This window comes from Exiguobacterium sp. PFWT01, from assembly GCF_018255795.1.
In the GTDB taxonomy this organism is placed as follows: Bacteria; Bacillota; Bacilli; order Exiguobacteriales; family Exiguobacteriaceae; genus Exiguobacterium.
Map to the genome: position 1 here is coordinate 2,103,652 of NZ_CP073755.1, position 19,116 is coordinate 2,122,767.

19 protein-coding genes are annotated in these 19,116 nt (G+C 48.9%); 2 read left to right on the forward strand and 17 right to left on the reverse strand.

Annotation, left to right across the window (positions count from 1 at the left end):
- Position 1: 1 nt before the first annotated feature.
- The 9 genes from yqeK to KD909_RS10900 all read right to left on the reverse strand — a co-directional run bounded on the left by yqeK (position 2) and on the right by KD909_RS10900 (position 5,665).
- Positions 2 to 559, reverse strand: coding sequence for a bis(5'-nucleosyl)-tetraphosphatase (symmetrical) YqeK (yqeK, locus tag KD909_RS10860; protein ID WP_159561906.1), 558 nt, complete (start codon positions 557 to 559; stop codon positions 2 to 4).
- Positions 549 to 1,118: a nicotinate-nucleotide adenylyltransferase gene (locus KD909_RS10865; RefSeq protein ID WP_078146460.1), complete on the reverse strand. Its 570-nt coding sequence runs from the start codon at positions 1,116 to 1,118 to the stop codon at positions 549 to 551. The genes yqeK and KD909_RS10865 overlap by 11 nt, the downstream gene beginning before the upstream one ends.
- On the reverse strand, positions 1,115 to 1,411 hold the full coding sequence (gene yhbY, locus KD909_RS10870) for a ribosome assembly RNA-binding protein YhbY (RefSeq protein ID WP_015880997.1): 297 nt from the start codon (positions 1,409 to 1,411) through the stop codon (positions 1,115 to 1,117). The genes KD909_RS10865 and yhbY overlap by 4 nt, the downstream gene beginning before the upstream one ends.
- Before the next feature lie 6 nt (positions 1,412 to 1,417).
- Complete coding sequence (aroE, locus tag KD909_RS10875; RefSeq protein ID WP_211781571.1) at positions 1,418 to 2,203, reverse strand: shikimate dehydrogenase; 786 nt, start codon at positions 2,201 to 2,203, stop codon at positions 1,418 to 1,420.
- Positions 2,200 to 3,312, reverse strand: coding sequence for a ribosome biogenesis GTPase YqeH (gene yqeH / locus KD909_RS10880; RefSeq protein ID WP_015880995.1), 1,113 nt, complete (start codon positions 3,310 to 3,312; stop codon positions 2,200 to 2,202). The genes aroE and yqeH overlap by 4 nt, the downstream gene beginning before the upstream one ends.
- 133 nt (positions 3,313 to 3,445) lie before the next feature.
- Positions 3,446 to 4,072 (reverse strand): YqeG family HAD IIIA-type phosphatase, encoded by a 627-nt coding sequence (locus tag KD909_RS10885; protein ID WP_015880994.1) that lies wholly within the window; start codon positions 4,070 to 4,072, stop codon positions 3,446 to 3,448.
- Between the two features lie 125 nt (positions 4,073 to 4,197).
- A complete protein-coding gene (locus KD909_RS10890) occupies positions 4,198 to 4,977 on the reverse strand; it encodes a phosphatidylserine decarboxylase (RefSeq protein WP_211781572.1) in 780 nt (259 codons plus the stop codon).
- Entirely contained in the window at positions 4,974 to 5,396 is a 423-nt protein-coding gene (locus tag KD909_RS10895; RefSeq protein WP_015880992.1) for a thioredoxin family protein, read from the reverse strand. The genes KD909_RS10890 and KD909_RS10895 overlap by 4 nt, the downstream gene beginning before the upstream one ends.
- Before the next feature lie 74 nt (positions 5,397 to 5,470).
- Entirely contained in the window at positions 5,471 to 5,665 is a 195-nt protein-coding gene (locus KD909_RS10900; protein WP_015880991.1) for a YjzD family protein, read from the reverse strand.
- A gap of 162 nt (positions 5,666 to 5,827) precedes the next feature.
- On the opposite strand from KD909_RS10900, the gene KD909_RS10905 reads away from it, so the two are divergent.
- Positions 5,828 to 6,640 (forward strand): Cof-type HAD-IIB family hydrolase, encoded by an 813-nt coding sequence (locus KD909_RS10905; RefSeq protein WP_211781573.1) that lies wholly within the window; start codon positions 5,828 to 5,830, stop codon positions 6,638 to 6,640.
- Between the two features lie 48 nt (positions 6,641 to 6,688).
- Here KD909_RS10905 and KD909_RS10910 read toward each other — a convergent pair whose 3' ends face one another.
- From KD909_RS10910 to KD909_RS10945, 8 genes are all read right to left on the reverse strand, one after another.
- A complete protein-coding gene (locus KD909_RS10910; protein WP_211781574.1) occupies positions 6,689 to 7,537 on the reverse strand; it encodes a YitT family protein in 849 nt (282 codons plus the stop codon).
- A gap of 146 nt (positions 7,538 to 7,683) precedes the next feature.
- Complete coding sequence (locus KD909_RS10915) at positions 7,684 to 9,981, reverse strand: glycoside hydrolase family 65 protein (protein ID WP_211781575.1); 2,298 nt, start codon at positions 9,979 to 9,981, stop codon at positions 7,684 to 7,686.
- Positions 9,982 to 10,189: 208 nt separating this feature from the next.
- Entirely contained in the window at positions 10,190 to 10,609 is a 420-nt protein-coding gene (locus KD909_RS10920; RefSeq protein WP_211781576.1) for a YflT domain-containing protein, read from the reverse strand.
- A 115-nt stretch (positions 10,610 to 10,724) separates the two neighbouring features.
- A complete protein-coding gene (locus tag KD909_RS10925; RefSeq protein WP_015880986.1) occupies positions 10,725 to 11,783 on the reverse strand; it encodes a LacI family DNA-binding transcriptional regulator in 1,059 nt (352 codons plus the stop codon).
- Between the two features lie 55 nt (positions 11,784 to 11,838).
- Complete coding sequence (locus tag KD909_RS10930; protein WP_211781577.1) at positions 11,839 to 13,341, reverse strand: alpha-amylase family glycosyl hydrolase; 1,503 nt, start codon at positions 13,339 to 13,341, stop codon at positions 11,839 to 11,841.
- Between the two features lie 23 nt (positions 13,342 to 13,364).
- Positions 13,365 to 14,198 carry a sugar ABC transporter permease gene (locus KD909_RS10935; RefSeq protein ID WP_015880984.1) on the reverse strand — a complete coding sequence of 278 codons (834 nt, stop codon included), beginning with the start codon at positions 14,196 to 14,198 and terminating at the stop codon, positions 13,365 to 13,367.
- Between the two features lies 1 nt (position 14,199).
- The gene (locus KD909_RS10940; protein WP_015880983.1) at positions 14,200 to 15,552 is read right to left on the reverse strand and encodes a sugar ABC transporter permease; all 1,353 of its coding nucleotides are present in this window, start codon (positions 15,550 to 15,552) and stop codon (positions 14,200 to 14,202) included.
- 105 nt (positions 15,553 to 15,657) lie between these two features.
- Entirely contained in the window at positions 15,658 to 16,923 is a 1,266-nt protein-coding gene (locus KD909_RS10945) for an extracellular solute-binding protein (protein ID WP_211781578.1), read from the reverse strand.
- 370 nt (positions 16,924 to 17,293) lie between these two features.
- Between KD909_RS10945 and KD909_RS10950 the strand changes: the two genes are divergently transcribed.
- Entirely contained in the window at positions 17,294 to 19,078 is a 1,785-nt protein-coding gene (locus KD909_RS10950) for a glycoside hydrolase family 13 protein (RefSeq protein ID WP_211781579.1), read from the forward strand.
- Positions 19,079 to 19,116 lie beyond the last annotated feature (38 nt).

Here is a 19,116-nt window from a genome sequence, read left to right on the forward strand (position 1 = left end):
CCTAAGGTATATTCACAAAATCGTTATACGTTTCAATCGTCAGTGGAAAAATACGCACCGACTTCTTCAATAAAAATTCAATCGTCTGTTTCAGTGTCGCAACAACCGCCGCTTCGAGCGAGCGCTCCACTTCTGCCCGCAACCGGTCGACGCCGGGATAATCCCGATTCGGTTCGATGGCATCAGCCACGAACAGAATTTGGTCAAGCCGAGACATCCCGGGCTCTCCCGTCGTATGATTCCGAATCGCCGAGAGCACCGCGTCATCCAGGTCGTATTGACGGGAAAGTAAAATCGCACCGACCGGCGCATGAAGTAGCTCGTCCCCGTACTCAAGTAGATTCGGGTCTAACCCTTCTTCCACGACGACTCGACGCATCTCTTCGACGTCAAAGTACTTCGCATAATCATGAAGCATGGCAGCAAGACGAGCCTGTTCGACCTCTTCACCGAATTGAACCGCCATGCGTTCCGCCGTCTCGACGACACCGAGCGTATGGATATAGCGCTTTTCTGGCAGCGTCTGTTTAATCAACTCGTGCGCTTCTTCAAACGTCATACAACTTATGCTCCTTCACATACTCCTCGACTGGCGTCGGGACAAGATATTTGATGGATTTGCCTCGTTTCGCCCGTTCCCGGATGTCCGTCGATGAAATCTCGAGTTGCGGCATGTCAATCGCGCGGACGTCTGCCTTCTCCGGAATCAAATAACGTGTCCCCGGCCGTGCGACCGCACCGAACGTGACAAGACGGATGAGCGTCTCATAGTCATACCAGGATTCGAGCGAAACGAGTGAATCGGCACCAATCAAAAAGTAGAATTCATCATTCGGATACTGTTCGATCAGCCGTTTCATCGTCTCGACCGTATAAGACGGCTCACTCCGTTCAAACTCAATCAAGTTCAACTTGAAGTCGGACTGATTTTGTATGGCGCGTCGCGTCATCTCGATTCGGTGGTCTGCCGAGCTGAATCCGACCTTATGTGGTGGAATCGCAGCCGGCAGGAACCACACCTCATCAAGTTCAAGCTGTTCACGCGCTTGTTCCGCGATTAACAGATGTCCGAGATGCGGCGGGTCGAACGTTCCGCCCATCAAGCCGATTCGGCTCATGGGAGTTTGATTTGGCGATTTTCTTTCTCGGTCGCCTCTTTGTACAAGACGATGACTTTTCCAATCACTTGAACGACTTCAGCCTGTGTGCCTTCAGCTAGCTCACCAGCGACATCTTTAGGCGTGTCCATGCAGTTTTGAAGTACTTGAACTTTAATCAATTCACGTTTCTCGAGTGCGTCGGCGATATCTTTACACATCGCTTCGCTGACTCCATTTTTCCCAACTTGATAGATTGGTGAAAGATGGTGCGCTTCTGCGCGTAAAAAGCGTTTTTGTTTACCTGATAACATAGTATATTATTCCTCCAATAATCCTTCGATTAACTTTTTTCCAACGGTTTCGTCCGGTTTCACGCCCGTCCATTTCTCGAACGAGAGCGCGCCCTGCCCGACGAACATGGCTACACCTGTCACAACTTTGGCTCCGCGACGTTTCGCTTCTTGAAGCATCGGGGTGACAAGTGGACGATATATGATATCACAAACGACCGTGTTTTGTCGTAATCCTTCTAATGAAAGTGGTGTCGATCTCTCGTCCATCCCGACAGAAGTGGTCTGAATGATGACATCATATCGAGAGACGTCCATCTCATCGAACGTCGTGTAGGCGACGTCGAACGTGTCGGCGAGTGCTCTTGCCCGTTCCACTGTTCGATTGACAATCGTCACGTCACGCGTCGGGAGAGCTTGTACAATCCCACGGGCCGCTCCTCCAGCGCCGACAATCAGGACATGCCCTCTAAAGTCTGTGTATGGCATCAGCGCTTGGACGAGACCCGCCCCATCTGTATTTGTCCCGATGAGTCGGCCGTCTCGTTTATACACTGTGTTGACGGCTCCAGCATGTTTCGCTGCTTCGTCAAGGTCATCGAGATACCGAACGACGGTTTCTTTATAGGGAATGGTGACGTTGAATCCGTCCCAGTTCCCTTCCCGCATTGCTGCAAATAAAGCCGGGAGTTCATCCGGTGTAGCATCGATGGCCTCATAACGCCCGAAAAGCCCAGACGCCCTCAACCACTGCTCGTGCAGTTGGGGAGAGAGCGAATGAGCAATCGGGTGACCGATGACGGCCAGATTCATACGAGCGCCTCGCGAAGTGTGACTGCGACGCCTTTTGGAGCCCATGCTGCGATACGGCCACCTTTTCCGTGAATCGCGACCCAACCGAGACCACTGAACACGATATCCGTTTTCACGCCGTCCCGTAAGCTGAACTCATGACGGACGAGTGGCGGTAAGATTTCGAGTGTCTTCTCATTCGGCGGGTTGAGCATCTTCCCAATATGTTGGTCATAGAGCTCATCGGCACGTTCGAGTTTCGTACGGTGTGCTTTCAATTCATTCGACATATAAATGACGAACGATCGCTTATTTCCTTCAAGATAATCTAAACGTGCCAATCCGCCGAAATAGAGCGTCTGTTGCGGATTCAACTGGAACACGTGCGGCTTGATTTCTTTCTTCGGTGTGATCGTCTTCAAATCTTTCGCATCGACATAGTGTGCCATTTGATGACGGTTGATGATTCCTGGTGTGTCGTACAAGTTCGCATCATCGTCGAGCGGAATGTCGATCAAGTCAAGCGTCGTTCCCGGGAAATGACTGACGGTGATGATGGCTTCATCCTCTTCACCGAAACGTTTGATCACCTGGTTGATGAGTGTCGACTTCCCGACATTCGTACAACCGACGACAAAGACGTCTTTGCCTTTGCGGTAGTACTCAATCTTTTCAGCGAGTTCATCGATGCCATGTCCTTTTTTCGCACTGATCAAATGAACGTCGATTGGGTTCAAGCCGAGTTCTTTTGCCTCTGCCTTCATCCAGTTCGCCATCCGGTTCGGGTTGACCGACTTCGGTAACAAGTCGACCTTGTTTCCGACTAACAGTACCGGGTTCGACCCGACTGAGCGCTGAAGACCCGGAAGCCAACTGCCATTGAAGTCGAAAATGTCGACGATTTTGATGACGAGTGCTTCTTTTGAACTGATACCATTCAAGATGCGCAAGAAATCATCATCTGATAACTCCACATCTTGAACTTGGTTATAGTGCTTCAATTTGAAGCAACGTTGGCAAATGACAATCTCACGGTCAAGTGCCGATTTCGGTGCATAGCCGACCCCGTTCGGGTCTTCCGTTTGGATGGCTACGCCGCACCCAGCGCAATATCGTTTTGTTTCTTCCATAGTTATACTTACTGCCGTTCAGGTTTCCCCTTCTTCATTCACCGTAGCACCTCGCTGCTACTCCTGAAGCGTTAATTCCGACGCCTTGCTCGCCGTACATGGGCAGCCTCCTTCTTCCTGTGCGTTCGAGGTCTTATTCATCTTTTTTATGTGAATCTTCGGAACGTGGATGCATGGCCTCACCGATTTTTTCAGCGACCGCGACTTTTGCCCGTTGTGCGTCAACGGCAAGTTCTTCCACTTTTTTCGTGATCAATACATACTTCCCACGACGCTTCATATGTGCGAAGACCACTTTTTCGAGCATCCGGTTAAATTTCGTGACGAGTCCGTCCGTTTTGACGACCGGTTGCACATGAATGACATGAATGCCCGCCATGTTTGCCCCGAGAACGTCTGTGAACAGCTGGTCTCCTAAGAAAATGGCTTCCTTCGGCGAGTACCCATATTTCGAGAGTGCCGCTTTAAATCCAGATGGTAACGGCTTTCTGGCACGAGCGACATAATGAAGGCCGAGTGGCTCCGTAAACGTTCGTACACGATTCTCATTATTATTTGATACGACAATCACATCGAAACCGTATGATTTTACTTTTTCAAGCCACATCAATAAAAGCTCTGGCGCATGTGGGACGTCCCACGCCACGAGTGTATTATCAAGGTCCGTCAAAATGACGCGGACCCCACGGTCTTTCAATTCTTGTAGGTCGATGTCAAATACAGACGCGACGAACTGTTTCGGATAAAGTCGATTAAACACGTAAAATTCCTCCAATTAGCTAAACGATTCAACTACTTATACAAGTATTGATATCCCTTCTATGGTAAACGAAAACCGACCAAACGACTAGTCTATCGTTCGGTCGGAAGAAAATTGACACAAAATTAGTTGGATTTGATTGTCCCGATGACTTCACCGAGTCGAACCGGACCGATCTTTTCACGGTCCATTTGGATCGTATCCTTCTCAAAACAAAGGACGACGGTCGAACCGAACGAGAAGTATCCCACCTCTTCTCCTTTGACCGCCTGGTCTCCTTCGAGCGTCCACTCAATCGTGTTGACGTTCAAGGCACCGACCATGATATGTTCATACGTGCCGGCTGGGCTGTCAAAGCGCGTCACACGACGATAGTTGCGTGAGAGCGGTCGAACCGTCTCCGTCAATCCGATTTCATTCACCGGTGCCGAACGATCCCCGAGTTCATAGTGACTGAGCACACGACCAGAGAGCGGTGTGTGGACGCGGTGATAATCGCGCGGACTGAGGTAGAGAACGACGACCATCCCACCTGCATAACGTCTTGCTTCTTGTTGAGAACCGAGCAACTCCGCAAGTGTATACGACTGACCCTTCACCTCGAAGCGACTGTCTTCTGAAATCGATTCGATGACCGATAACTTGCCGTCACACGGTGACACGAGGGTATCGGACGACTCATCAATCGTACGCGCTCCCGGCTTCAAGTGACGAGTAAAGAACGCATGCAATGATGGATAGGTAGCAAGCGGTTGCTCCGCCTCTTCTACCGCAATGTCATATACTTTTGCAAACGATGGAATCAAGTAACGACTCACATTTGATTCTGCGAAACGCTTGAGGCGAGTGGCAATCCAAGGCGAGGCGTTCAGCTCAAATAACGTTTGGTAGAAACGACGCTTCATTCCTCTTTAGCCTCCTCATTTTTAAAGAACGTCTCGTATTGTTGTTCAGAGACGGCACCTTCAATGCGACCGACTTCTTTTCCATCCTCAAAGCGGATGATGGTCGGCGTACCTTCAATCCCATACGTCGTCCATACGTTATGGTCAGCCAAGTTGATCGAGACCGCATCATATTCTTCGATGAGGGGTTCGACATAAGGCTTCACTTGCTCACAGTATTCGCAGCCCGTTTGCCAGAAGTAAGCGACGACTTCACCATCTTGGTCTAATTGTTGTTGTAATTCATCTGCTGTGACGGCGTTGACACCGTCGTCGGTATTCGCTCCATTTAAAAAGAACAACAAACCAATCCCGATGACGATAATCGCACCGATAATGGCGAACGTGATAAAATTCGCGCGTTTTTCAGGGTTTTTCATATGTGTGATCCTCCTCTATGTTGAATAAAGAAAAAAGACTGACTCATGCACGAGTCAGTTTGATTGTAGACGGCTTACTTCTCTTGTGCAACGTCGCTGATTCCCATGTCTTGATTCAAGACATCGAGAATTGCAACGAAGATTGTGATGGCCACGCCAAATCCTGTCGCGAGCATCGCGTTGAACTCTACGCCATCAACGGCAGAAATGATAAATACCGCTGTATTCGAGAGCACAATCGCCCAGATCAATGTCACTAAATAACGCATTGAACGTCCCCTCCATCTCACAGATGATTCGTAAAAATTCATACGACATTAGTATAGCATTGTTCGAATAGAATATGCGACTTCGATTGTATATTCTTTCCGTCAAATCGAAAAATGTGATACGGTCGTAGAAACATCATTGTGAAGAAAAGAGGATGACTGATGTCACGTTATTTAATCGCAGTCGATTTAGATGGAACGTTATTAAGAGATGATAAAACAATCAGCGAACGAAACCTCCGCGCTCTTCAAGCAGCGCGTGAAGCTGGTCATGAAGTCATGATCGCCACAGGGCGTCCAAAGCGCCATTCAATCATGTACTATGAGCAAATGGGATTGACGACACCACTCGTCAACTTCAACGGTGCGCTCGTACATCACCCGAAAGATGCGAATTATGCGGTGACACACCGACCGATTCCGCTCAAGACCGCCCATGACATCATTGAAGAAGTAGCGGATACGAAGGCACACAATATCGTTGTCGAAGTGACGGACCACGTGTACTTCCAAAAAGACCCGCAAGAGTTCTATAGTCCATATGCAGAACGTGCGCTCAGCGTCACATCAGGTAACTTGTTGACGCATTTGCAGGACGAGCCGACGTCCTTATTGATTCATGCGACAAAAGATCACGTCGCGCACGTCCGCTCCCAACTCGATGACATTCATGCGGAGGCGGTATTGAACCGTCAGTGGCGTATGCCCGAACATATGATTGAAGTCATGAGCAAAAACACATCGAAGGCACTTGGGCTTCAAGAGGTCTCGAAGCACTTAAACATTGATCGGAAGCACATTATCGCGTTCGGTGACGAAGAGAACGACCTCGAGATGCTCGACTATGTCGGTACCGGTGTCGCGATGGGGAACGCCATCGACCAATTGAAGAATGTAGCCAACGAAGTGACGGCTTCAAATATGGATGATGGAATTGCCCTCTTCTTAGAAGAGCGACTTGGCATCAAGGCATAACGAAAGCACCGACTTAAAAAGTCGGTGCTTTTTAAGATTTATTCATGTTTAGCGACGGAACGCGCCCTCTACATCTTCAGTCGGAACCATATTGATGAAGACGGTCGGATCGGCATCTTTACAGATGCGCGTGATTTCACGCACCTCGTGTCGTTGCGCAACCATCATGAGCGTCGCCTTCTCGACTTTCGAGTACGTGCCAATTGCCGGCATGAGCGTAATCCCACGGAAGACATGCTGATGTAACTCCTTCGTCACTTCGTCTGGATGGCTCGTGACGATGAAGAGCGTTTGACGCTGTGTATTCGTATAAATCTCATCGATGACTTTTGACGTCACATACAAGAAGACGATCGTGTAGAGCGCTGTCGGCCATCCGAACAAGGCGCCTGCAGCAAGGGCAATCATCATGTTCATCAAGAAGAGATAGACCCCGACCGAGTTGTTCGTGAATTTCGCCAAAATCAATGCGACGATATCAAAGCCACCTGTCGAGGCTCCGTACCGGATTGTGATGCCCGAACCGATTGCCAAGAGCACACCGCCGAATACGGCGTTCAAGAGCGGGTCGTCCGAGAGGAGCTGCGATTGCGGAAGCAAACGAATGAACAACGTGACCGAGGCGACACTGACAAGCGTATGAATCATCATGTTCCGCCCGAGCATAAAATAACTGACTACGAGCAGTGGTGCGTTCAGAATAAAGAACCAGAGTCCTTCCCCTAGTTCAAGCGGTGTACCCTCTAATAATTTCGTCAAGATTTGGGCAAGACCCGTAAATCCTGTCGAATAGACGCCAGCTGGAATTAAAAATAATGTCATGGATAAGGCAACGAACAATCCTCCGATGATCGAGACAACCCCGATTCGTGTATGTTCTTTAACGGCTTCCGTCAAGCTTCAACTCCCCTTTCTCAAAATAGCTAAGAATCAAGATAACATAGATTATTCATGCTGCATACAGCAAATATGCAGGAAATCCGATAAGTTTTTCACACAAAAACAAGCCGACCGAGGTCGACTTGTTCGTATGAAACGATTGGTCACGCTTTCACTGTTTCAATTGTAATCGATTCGTTTGCAGGAACCGTTACCGCATTTCCATATACATGGATGGTCACATCTGTACCACCTGTTTGCTTGATCGTCACTTGTTCACGTGATGATGTGACCGTCAAGTGATGGCCGCGCCAGAGCATGTTGAACGAGTAACCGTTCCAATCTTTCGGAATCATCGGACTGAACGAGAGGTTATCCTCTTGAATGCGCATTCCGGCGAACCCATGAACGATGGACATCCATGAACCGACCATCGATGTGATGTGCAACCCGTCTTCCGTGTCATTGTTATAGTTGTCGAGGTCGAGACGCGCCGAACGTTGGTACAATTCGACTGCTTTGTCTTCATAACCGACTTCTGCCGCAATGATCGAGTAGACACATGGTGACAAGCTCGATTCGTGAACCGTGCGTGGCTCGTAGAAGTCAAAGTTTGCACGCTTCTGTTCGACCGTGAAGCGGTCACCGAACGTATAGAGTCCTTGGAGGACGTCCGCTTGTTTGATAAAGTTCGAGCGAAGGATGCGATCCCATGACCAGTTTTGGTTGAGCGGAAGATGTTTCGGATCGAGGTCTTTCACCAAAATCTGCTCTTTATCCATGAATCCGTCCTGTTGCATAAAGACATCTGGAACGAGATCATCTTTTGGATAGTACATCTTCGTTTGGATGTCCGCCCACTTCGCAAGTTCAGCATCCGTGATGCCAAGTGTCGACACGAGCTCTTCGAGACGTGCAGGTTCTGCATCTTTCAAGTAGTTGTACACTTCCTGCGTATATTCGAGCGTCCATGCGGCGATCAAGTTCGTGTACCAGTTGTTATTGACGTTATTGTCATATTCGTTCGGACCTGTAACGCCTAGGATCATATACACGTCTTTGTGCGGGACAAAGTTGACGCGGCTAGCCCAGTAACGCGAGATCTCGACCAATACTTCCAATCCGTATTGTCCAAGGTACGACTTGTCGCCTGTGAAGTTCGTATAGTTGAAGATGGCATGGGCAATCGCACCGTTACGGTGAATCTCTTCATGCGTGATTTCCCACTCGTTGTGGCACTCTTCCCCGTTCATCGTGACCATCGGATAAAGCGCACCTTCCATACCGACATTCTTCACAGCATTCTCTTTCGCCTGTGGCAATTGATTGTGACGGTATTTGAGCAAGTTCCACGAGACTTCTGGTTTGGCTGTCGCCAAGTAGAAGTGGAGGCAATAGGCTTCTGTATCCCAATACGTCGCACCGCCGTACTTCTCACCTGTGAATCCTTTTGGACCGATGTTAAGACGTGAATCTTCACCTGTGTATGTTTGATACATGTTGAAGATGTTGAAACGGATCCCTTGTTGTGCTTCGATGTCTCCATCGATGCGAACATCCGCATCTTCCCAGCGTGCGAGCCATGCTTCCGTCTGTTCAGCGAGAAGTGTCTCAAATCCTTTTTCAAACGCCGCTTCGACACGTGTCATCCCAGCTGATTGCAATGCTTCAATCTCGTGGTCGCGGTTCGTGACGACCGACACATATTTGTAGGCTGTCGCTGTCTCACCGGCCGTTACGTTGACCGTGAATTTGTTGGCAACAAACAAATCTGTCGCTTCAAGCACTTCACAACGAGCGCCTTCGACATCCGCGATCATCGATGCCGTGACATGCCAGTCGAGTTTCTTCGTCTTCGTCGTAACGAAAGCGAAACGCTCTTCCACACCACGGTCGACCGGTAGCCAAAACTTCTCATCGTAGTTCGAGTCTTCGTTGACGACATCGCCATCTAAATATGGCGTGAACTCAATTTTCGCTTCGTAGTTGACTGGTGTGACGTTGTAACGGATGGCCAAGATTTCTTTATCTACGATCGAGAAGAAGCGGACGACTTCCACTTTCGTCTCTTCTGTCCCGTTCATCAAAGTGAACGTCCGTGTGAGGACACCACGCTGCATGTCGAGCTCGCGGGTGAAATCTTTCACTTCCCATTTTGCCAAGTCGACCGGTGTCCCATTGATGACCACGCGGAGACCGATGACGTTTGTCGCATTCAACACTTTGGCAAAGTATTCAGGGTATCCGTTCTTCCACCAACCGACACGTGTTTTGTCCGGGTAGTAGACGCCCGCCACGTAGAATCCTTGGTGCGTATCATTCGAGTAATCTTCCTCAAAGTTCCCTCGCATTCCCATATGCCCGTTCCCGAGCGATGTGATGGATTCTGCAAGACGGTTCTCTTTCGGGTGAAGACCTTCCTCTGTTACTTTCCATTCATCGACTGCAAACAATCGTTTCATCTGTCTGCCACTCCTTTTTCTCTACAAGGCTACCTTCGACGGACAACTAGTTCATGCAACCGTTTGTCTATGAAAGCGCTGTATTTAATCTCACCTTTCATTTTACACAACTGAAACGAGAATGCAATCGTTTGCATAAAACTTTTTCTTTCTTTTTTTCATCACATTTTACAATCAAAAAAACCGCCTCAAATTGAGACGGTTTCAATCAATCTTTCTGTCCATTTTCCGGGTCCTCACCAAAGGCCGCATTCGCTTCGTGTCCCTCGAATACCGCACTTCGTCCATCATTGAATCCGGTATCGGGTTCGTCGATGACGAGCGCGTATCCCCCTTGCTTGATTGTAGAATGCGCCTGTGCGACTTCGTCGTCCGCGATCCCTAAATCGGTGAGCGCCTGTTTCGTATCCCGATCCTCGCTTCCCCCTCCGTTAAGGTTGTCTAGCCAAGATGTGTCACCTTCTTCTATGTTTAGTTCCGTTTCTCGTTTAAGGACGTGAACGGCTTCATCCCGCTCCATCACGACAAATAGTTCCTCTTCATCGTAGCCGTTTTCTTTCAGCTCATTGATCTTAGACAGTAGACTTTCTTTCGTATCGAATGTTCCGACAAATCGTCTTTCGCTCATCTCTATCCATCCTTTCGATTTCGATTCCTTCGTGAAAGATGTTCCCTACTTCGTGAGTCTTCAATCAAAAGGATATGCAAAAGACGACTCCGCTCTGGCGAAATCGTCTGGTCAATTAAGAATTCGATTCTAATGTTTCCGTCGCTTTACTCTTCTTCTGCCCACATGATTGGCGGACGACCAGATAATGTGGCACGATGACACGCTTCCCATAAGGGGGTGCATTATCACTGATTTGTTCAATCAAGCAGTTCGTCGCCTCGAAACCGAGACCGAAGATGTTAATTTCGACCGACGTGAGTGGCGGGTTCGAGTGTTCCGCGATATACACGTTATTGAAACTGACGACCGCGACGTCCTCTGGGATTTTGAGCCCCATCTCGCTTAATGTGCTGATGACGCCGAGTGCCATCATATCGTCACTGACGACGACGGCTGTTGGTGGTTCCTCATTTTGTAACAGTTCACGGACGGCCTTCGCGCCGCCCTTCGTCATAAATTCAGCCCGGGCGATATAATCTTCGCATACCGGAATGCCTGCTTCCATGAGGGCCGTCGCGTACCCGTTCCGACGATCTTGTGTGACGGCGAGTTTATCCGAGCCCCCGATGAAGGCGATGCGACGATGACCTAAGTTATAAAGGTGTTTCGTCACTTCACGACCTGCCAAATAGTTGTCCGTATCGACGTAAGTGATAGAAGAAGCGTCCCCGAACGGCTTCCCGACCACGACGAACGGAAACTTCGTTTGACGTAAGTATTGGACGACTTGGTCGTCTTCACGTGAATAAAGAACGATGACACCGTCGACACGGCGTCCTTGTACCATCTCGATCACACCGGACAAAACTTCTTCTTCTGTCACGCCGGTCGTCATATAAAGCGAGTATCCATTCTGGTGCGCCTTCGTGCTAATTCCTCGTAGCACTTCCGGGAAGAACGGGTTTTGAAGTGTCTTTGTTGCCGCGCTCGGCATGACGAGACCAATCGACTGTGTCGAGCGGTTAGCGAGACTTCTCGCATGAATGTTCGGATGATACCCGAGCTCTTCCATGGAACTTCTGACCCGTTCTTTTGTCTTTTGACTGATTCTTGGGCTGTTGGCGATGACGCGAGAGACTGTCGACGGCGCGACGTTCGCGTGCTTCGCCACATCTTTGATTGTGATTTGCATGGTGTTCCCCCCTGCTTCCGTGAGTTCGATTCGTGCCTTGCGGCGTTTCATGTCTTTATTTGCGGCGCTTCCACATGACCAAACCAGTCAAGAAAATCGGAATCGTAACGACGAGCAAGCCCATCATCCACGGATTGACCGAAGATTCCTCAACGATGTAAGCGTTCGCACTTTCACCAGATAGTTCAATTGTAAACGTTCCGCGCTGATCTGTGACCAGTTGTGAGAATAAAAGACCACGAAGTCTCGTATCTTCCCCGATTTCACTGACATCGATTTCAATCTCCCGATCGTCACGATTCATGTTGATCGCATAGAGCGCGACGTCATCTCCGTCTTTCCGTTCGAAGACGGCCATCCCGTCTTCTGAGGCGATCATGCGCTGTTCTCCTGTCGCAAAGACCGGATATTCTTCCCGCATGCGGTTCATCGTCGCGACGTATTCGTGCAACTCTTCATTTCCCGGGAATTCCGTCATGACACGGTTCGCCGGGTCGGCTCCACCGGTCTGCGCATTTTCTGTTCCTTGGAAGACGATCGGCATACCAGGTGACGCATAAAGCGCGAACAACCCGAGGCGTAAGCGTCGTTCCGCCGATTCCACACCGCCGAGTTCCGCCATATGTATGAAGCGTTCGACATCGTGATTATCGAGGAACGTCGCCATCTGGTTCGGGTCGTTGAAGAACGTTTCGGCATAGCTTGCGGCAACGTCAATCTCATCGACGTTCGCTTGCTGTTGCGTCATCGTTTTCGACACCCGGTCATAAAACGTAAAGTTTGTGATGCTGTTGAACCCGAGGTCGTCATATTGCGCGACGTATTGCGGGTCTGGGTCGAACACTTCGGCGAGTAAGTAGAAATCTGGGTCGACCGACCGCACACCTTCGACAAAGTCTTTCCAGAACGCTTTATCGACGTGACGAACCGTATCGAGGCGATAGCCGTCGATGTCCGTCTCTTCGATCCAGTACTTCGCCGCGTCAATCAAATACGATTTGACTTCCGGGTCCTCTGTTTTGAAGTCAGGTAAGTCGAACAACCAGTGCGTCTCGACCTGCTCCTGGTCTTTCCAGAATACAATCGGTAACTGTTCGTGGAACCATTCCGGTTTTTCTTCCACCCATGGGTGGTTCGGACCGACGTGGTTGACGACAAAGTCGAGAATGACTTTCATATCGCGCTTGTGCGCTTCCTGAACGAGTTCCTGTAAATCCTCTTTCGTCCCAAACTGTGGGTCGATGTTATAAAAATCTTTAATCCAATACCCGTGATAGCCGTCCGGCATATTTTCAAATACGGGTGTCAACCAAATCGATGTGAAGCCGAGTGATTCGATATAATCGAGCTTCTCGATGACCCCACGGATATCGCCTCCGTGAAACGCTTTCGGATCATCTTTGTCCACCTGTTCATTGTTGTCCGGATTCCCGTCAACAAATCGGTCGACCATAATAAAATACATGCGTTCTTGTTCCCAAGTAGCGGCTTCCTTTGCCCCGACGACGGTCGGAAACAAAAGAAGCGACAGGAGCACGAGCACGACGCCTCGCCTCATATCGCTTCCTCCTTTTACGAGTATTATCCTTTCGTACCACCCGCTGTGAGGCCAGAAACGAAGTAGCGTTGGAACATGAAGAACAAGATGACGATCGGAAGGGCCGAAAGAACCGCACCTGCCGCGAATAACGTGAAGTTATTATCGAACTGTTTCGAAATCATGTTGTAAAGGCCAACTGCCAATGTTTGTTTCTCTGGTGAACGAAGGACGAGCGATGCCAAGATAAAGTCGTTGAATGGTCCCATGAAGTTAAAGAGAGCAATCGTTGCGACAATCGGCTTCGCGAGCGGCAAGATGATTTGCCAGAAGATTCGGAGGTGACCGGCACCATCCATGCGGGCTGCTTCGTCAAGTTCTTTTGGAATCGTGTCGAAGTACCCTTTCGCCAAGTACGTGTTCATCGGAATCGCACCACCCGCATAGAGCAAGATGAGCGCTGTATGTGTGTCAAGAAGATTAAGCATGTTGAGCAATACATAAATCGCGATGATCGCAACGAACTGTGGCACCATCTGAAGGACGAGGAACAAGACGAGCGAGTTCTTCCGTCCGACGAAGCGGTAACGTGAGAAGACGTATCCAGTAATCGTCACCAAGACGACAGAGAGTGCCATCGTGATGAAAGCGATTTTCAACGTGTTCACATACCATAAACTATAATCCGAAATCGTTAGGTCAAACAAGTTTTTGTAGTGAATAAACGTCGGGTTCGACGGAATAATCGTTGACGTAATCGTACGCCCCGGGTTGAACGATGTACCGACAACCCAAAGCATCGGATAGAGAATGATGATCGACGCAAGCGTCAAGATGACATACGAGATCGCCAAATTGATTCGTTTTTGTTTTTTCATATCAGATCATATCCTCGTCTTTGAAAGATTTTGTCCGACGGAACTGGATCACGGCAAGTGTCATGATGAAGAATGACAAGATGAGTGTGATCGCAGCCGCAAGTCCGTATTGCGGGTTGGCACCGAGAGACAATTTGTAAATCCAAGAAATCAAGATGTCGGTACCGCCGGCCGTTTGTCCAGGTACAGCAGGGCCACCGCCATTAAAGAGATAGATGATGTTGAAGTTGTTGAAGTTGAACGTGAACTGCGTGATCAAAATCGGTGCTGTCGCAAACAAGAGCATCGGCAATGTGATCAAGCGGAACTTATCAAAGATCGTCGCTCCGTCAATCGTCGCCGCTTCATACAAGTCACCAGGAATCGACTGAAGCACACCCGTCATGAGCGTCATGATGAATGGGAAGCCGAGCCACCATTGAATGAGCACGAGTGCCGTACGTGTCGCTGTCGGGTCGGTCATCCAGTTGACTGGGTCAAGACCGAGTGCCGGCAAGATTGTCGTATTGAACACCCCGAACGATTCGTTGAACATCGAGCGGAAGATCAAGATCGTGATGAATGCTGGGACCGCCCATGAAAGGATCAAGATCGAACGGAACAAACGACGGAAGCGAAGTCCTTCTTGGTTCAAGAGTACCGCAAGGAAGATCCCGATTGCGATGACACCTGTCGTTGAAGCGACCGTCCAGACAAGCGTCCAGCCGAGTACGCCGACGAACGTGTCACGGAAGATATCGATTTCAAAAATACGAGTAAAGTTCTCGAATCCGACCCATTCCACGAGTTTCGCTGGTGGTGCGTTGTTGTAGCGATAGTTCGTGAAGGCGATCAAGAACGTAAAGATCAATGGAAGAATAACGGTAAACACTAACAAAATGAGTGATGGGATTAACATTAAGTATGGGAATCCATGGTCACGCAAGTTGCGAAGTTGCATTTGGAACGATGGAAGGTTTAGATGCTGATCACGAGCGCGACCGACACGATAGGCGTCACGAATGTTCCAAACATAGAACGCGATTCCGAAGAAAAGTAAAATTAACGCGACAATTCCCTCGACCATCAAGAAGATGGAGTGGTCGTTACGAGGTCCTGGCACTTCACCAAGCGTGATCAATCCCCAAAGTCCTCCACGGTCACCTGGTCCGGCGCCCGCCCCTTTGAAAAATAGATCATAGTTTACGGCAAAATAAGATACGACGACGATAAAGAACGCTACCGCCTTCGCGTATTGTTTGTTATATAACTGTCCGAGTCCCGGAATGATGGAAAGTAGTCCCGCGTTCCGAGCATGGTTTGTAGGCTTGTCCGGGCGTTGGTCCGGTGATTTAGGGTTCGCAATTGCAGCCATCCTCAGTTTCTCCTTTCGATTTGAGCAAATCAATCAAGCAAACGTTTGCTCAATGCTAGAAAATGATGGGGAACGCCATGTGGCGTACCCCGTCATCTCAATTCCTTATTGGTTGTTCGCTTGGATTTGTTGTTCGATGACTTTCACTGCATCATCTGCAGATTTTTGTGCATCTTGTTTACCAGTTGCTACAAGCTGAAGCGCTTGAGCCATTGGCTCCCAAACTTGTCCCATTTCAGGAATGTTCGGCATTGGGATTGCGTTTGTGGCTTGGTCGAATACCGCTTTCGCAACTTCGTTCGACGTGATTGTCTCGTTCGACTCGAGTGCTGCTACTGGTGGGATCTCGTTGTATGCTTCAAACATTGCCAATGCGTTTTCTTCATTCGTCAACTCTTGAAGGAACATTTCAGCCCACTCTTGGTTTTCTGTGTAAGCTGAAAGGGCATATGTTTTCACACCCATGAACGTCTTGATTGGCTCACCATTCGGAAGTGTTGGCATTGGAGCCGCTCCGAGGTTCACGCCTGCATCTGTGTAACCAGCTACAGCCCATGGTCCGTTCATGACTGAGTGAGCTTTCTTCTCAGTGAAAAGTTGGTCCATCGCTTGGCCGCCAGACTCTCCGATCAATCCTTTAGGGAAGAGGCCTTCTTCGTACCATTTACCGATGTATTCGAATCCTTCAACTGCGCCTTCGTTGTTCAAACCGATATCGGCTGGGTCGAGTGCGCCACCGTCTTCTTTGAACACGTATCCGCCGAATCCAGCGACAACACCGTGTGCGAAGTAGAAGTTATCCCAAAGTCCGAGGAATCCGTACTGTCCGTCAGCTTTCACATCGTTTGACAACTTGTAAAGGTCGTCCATAGATGCTGGAGCTTCAGCCATCAAGTCTTTGTTATACATGAGAACTGGTGTCTCAACTGATTTTGGATATCCGTAAGCTTGGCCATCGAACATGACAGCTGATTTCGCAGCGTCTGTGAACGCGTCAAGCGATCCTTCGTCAGCGATTGGAGCCAAGTGACCTTGGTCTGCGATTGTACCGATCTGGTCGTGTGGTACGAGCACGATGTCTGGACCTTTTCCAGCTGGACCGTCAAGCGCAAGCTTGTCTTTTTGGTCTGTCATCTGTACTTCGACAACTTCAACTTTTACGCCATGCTCTTCTTCGAACGCCTTCGCAACTTCTTTCGTTGTTTCAGACTTTTCGATGTCTTCCCAGATAACGATCTTTTCAGGTTTGTTCTCGCTTGAAGAACCACCTTCGTTAGAAGATCCGTTGTCCGTTCCGCCACCACATGCAGCAAGTGCACCGAATGCGAATACTGCTGTTGAAAGTCCTGCTACCATTTTTTTCATCTTCATGATGAAAAACCTCCCCAAGGAAATAGTATGGTCAGATTTGCGCAATCGCACGACCACGTCAATTTTAAAACTCCGCTACGAAATTGACACGGTAGTGAAAACGTTTGCATCCTCACCTCAATTTTTATTATACAGTTGTGAAAGCGTTTTACAAGTCTTTTTTTACACTTTTTTTACGTCTGTTGACCCATTTATGTAATTTTCAAATGTTTGTTCTTAAATCTTCACTTTTTATGCGTTTCAGCAATTGACAAAATGTAAACGCTTTATTAACCTTTGCTTGAGCAAACGTTTTCGCAACATCTGTTCTCATGGATTCCCGATGTTGTAAAATGATGTCATCCCCTATAAAGAAAGGAATGTTTTCCTTATGATGAAAGAAGCGATTTATCATCGTGCCATGTCCCCGTTCGTCTACAAATATGATCGCGAGACGATCCACATTCGTTTCCATACGAAGCGAGGCGATATCGAATCTGTCGATTTGATTTGGAACGACCCTTATGATTGGCATGCTGAAGACCCAGCCATGTGGAACTTCGATCCGGATAAGCCGAGCTATTGGCGTACATACGAGACTCCAATGGAGAAGATTGGGTTTGATGACGCCTACGACTATTGGTTCATCTCCATCAAACCGCCGTTCCGACGTCTACGTTACGGCTTCCGTTTGAATGATGGACAAGAGACGGCCGTTTATACCGAAAAAGGATGGTTCGAAGAGAAGCCGCTCGATGATACGGGTTACTACTTCTGTGTCCCATTCATCAACCCAATCGATATCTTCCATGCGCCTTCTTGGGTGAAGGATACGGTCTGGTATCAAATCTTCCCGGACCGTTTCGCCAATGGCGATGCTTCGCTCAATCCTGAAGAGACGCTCCCATGGAACTCGACAGAGCCGACGACGACAAACTTTTTTGGTGGCGACTTCCAAGGAGTGATCGACCATATCGATCATTTAGTCGAACTCGGGATCACCGGCATCTACTTCTGCCCAATCTTTAAAGCGACAACAAACCATAAGTACGATACGCTCGACTACATGGAAATCGATCCACAGTTCGGGACGAAAGAGAAATTTAAAGAGATGGTCGACCTCTTGCACGAGAACGGCATCAAAGTCATGCTCGATGCGGTCTTCAACCATGTCGGATATCATCACCCATGGTTCCAAGACGTCGTCGAGAACGGACCGTCTTCTGAGTATCGCGATTGGTTCTATCTTCGCGAATTCCCGATTGCGACAGAGCCGAAGCCGAACTATGACACCTTCGCATTCGAAAAGAACATGCCGAAGATCAATACAGAGCATCCCGAATTAAAAGCTTACTTATTGGATGTCGCCCGTTACTGGGTCGAAGAATTCGGCATCGACGGATGGCGTCTTGACGTCGCTAACGAAGTGGACCATGCGTTCTGGCGTGACTTCCGTAAGGCAGTTAAGCAAGCGAATCCAGAAGCCTACATCCTCGGGGAGATTTGGCACGACGCACAGCCTTGGCTACAAGGTGACCAGTTCGATGCCGTCATGAACTACCCGTTCACGAATGCGAGCTTGAACTACTTCGCCCTCGACCGGACGACCGCTTCGGAGTTCCGTAACGAACTGACGCGTGTCGAGATGATGAACACGATGAACGTCAACGAAGTCACCTTCAACTTGATCGATTCGCACGACACACCGCGTGCGTTGACACGGGCGAAAGGACATAAAGGCAAGTTCAAACTCTTGATGACGTCGATGCTGACGTATACGGGTAGCCCATGTATTTACTATGGGGACGAAATTGGACTCGAAGGCGAACAAGACCCGGGTTGCCGTCGCTGTATGCCGTGGGATGAAGCCGAAGAAGACCGTAACCTCTTCCGCTACATCCAAAAGCTCATCCAGCTTCGTAAGGACCACCCTGTGCTCGCCAATGCCGGCTCGTATCGCTTCAACCTGGTCGACGATGCGAACAATGCGGTCATCATCGAACGGTGTACGAAAGATGAGACATACTTGGTTTACTTCAACAACTCAGACTCTGTTTCGAAACTGAATCCGCTCGGTTATACAGGAGCAGCCACGGACCTCTTGCATGACCGTGACCTTGACTCACTCGAAATCGAACTGGCGCCATTCAGTGCTGCTATTCTGAAATTGAAATAAATTCGAAAATCACCTGATTTCTTCGGGTGATTTTTTTG

Coding starts and splice junctions, on each gene's coding strand:
- KD909_RS10865 (WP_078146460.1), bottom strand. CDS start 1,118: ATGAGCCGAATCGGCTTGATGGGCGGAACGTTCGACCCGCCGCATCTC.
- KD909_RS10905 (WP_211781573.1), top strand. CDS start 5,828: ATGTCACGTTATTTAATCGCAGTCGATTTAGATGGAACGTTATTAAGA.
- KD909_RS10900 (WP_015880991.1), bottom strand. CDS start 5,665: ATGCGTTATTTAGTGACATTGATCTGGGCGATTGTGCTCTCGAATACA.
- KD909_RS10935 (WP_015880984.1), bottom strand. CDS start 14,198: ATGAAAAAACAAAAACGAATCAATTTGGCGATCTCGTATGTCATCTTG.
- KD909_RS10915 (WP_211781575.1), bottom strand. CDS start 9,981: ATGAAACGATTGTTTGCAGTCGATGAATGGAAAGTAACAGAGGAAGGT.
- KD909_RS10925 (WP_015880986.1), bottom strand. CDS start 11,783: ATGCAAATCACAATCAAAGATGTGGCGAAGCACGCGAACGTCGCGCCG.
- yhbY (WP_015880997.1), bottom strand. CDS start 1,411: ATGTTATCAGGTAAACAAAAACGCTTTTTACGCGCAGAAGCGCACCAT.
- KD909_RS10945 (WP_211781578.1), bottom strand. CDS start 16,923: ATGAAGATGAAAAAAATGGTAGCAGGACTTTCAACAGCAGTATTCGCA.
- yqeH (WP_015880995.1), bottom strand. CDS start 3,312: ATGGAAGAAACAAAACGATATTGCGCTGGGTGCGGCGTAGCCATCCAA.
- KD909_RS10890 (WP_211781572.1), bottom strand. CDS start 4,977: ATGAAGCGTCGTTTCTACCAAACGTTATTTGAGCTGAACGCCTCGCCT.
- KD909_RS10930 (WP_211781577.1), bottom strand. CDS start 13,341: ATGAGGCGAGGCGTCGTGCTCGTGCTCCTGTCGCTTCTTTTGTTTCCG.
- KD909_RS10895 (WP_015880992.1), bottom strand. CDS start 5,396: ATGAAAAACCCTGAAAAACGCGCGAATTTTATCACGTTCGCCATTATC.
- KD909_RS10920 (WP_211781576.1), bottom strand. CDS start 10,609: ATGAGCGAAAGACGATTTGTCGGAACATTCGATACGAAAGAAAGTCTA.
- KD909_RS10940 (WP_015880983.1), bottom strand. CDS start 15,552: ATGGCTGCAATTGCGAACCCTAAATCACCGGACCAACGCCCGGACAAG.
- yqeK (WP_159561906.1), bottom strand. CDS start 559: ATGACGTTTGAAGAAGCGCACGAGTTGATTAAACAGACGCTGCCAGAA.
- KD909_RS10950 (WP_211781579.1), top strand. CDS start 17,294: ATGATGAAAGAAGCGATTTATCATCGTGCCATGTCCCCGTTCGTCTAC.
- aroE (WP_211781571.1), bottom strand. CDS start 2,203: ATGAATCTGGCCGTCATCGGTCACCCGATTGCTCATTCGCTCTCTCCC.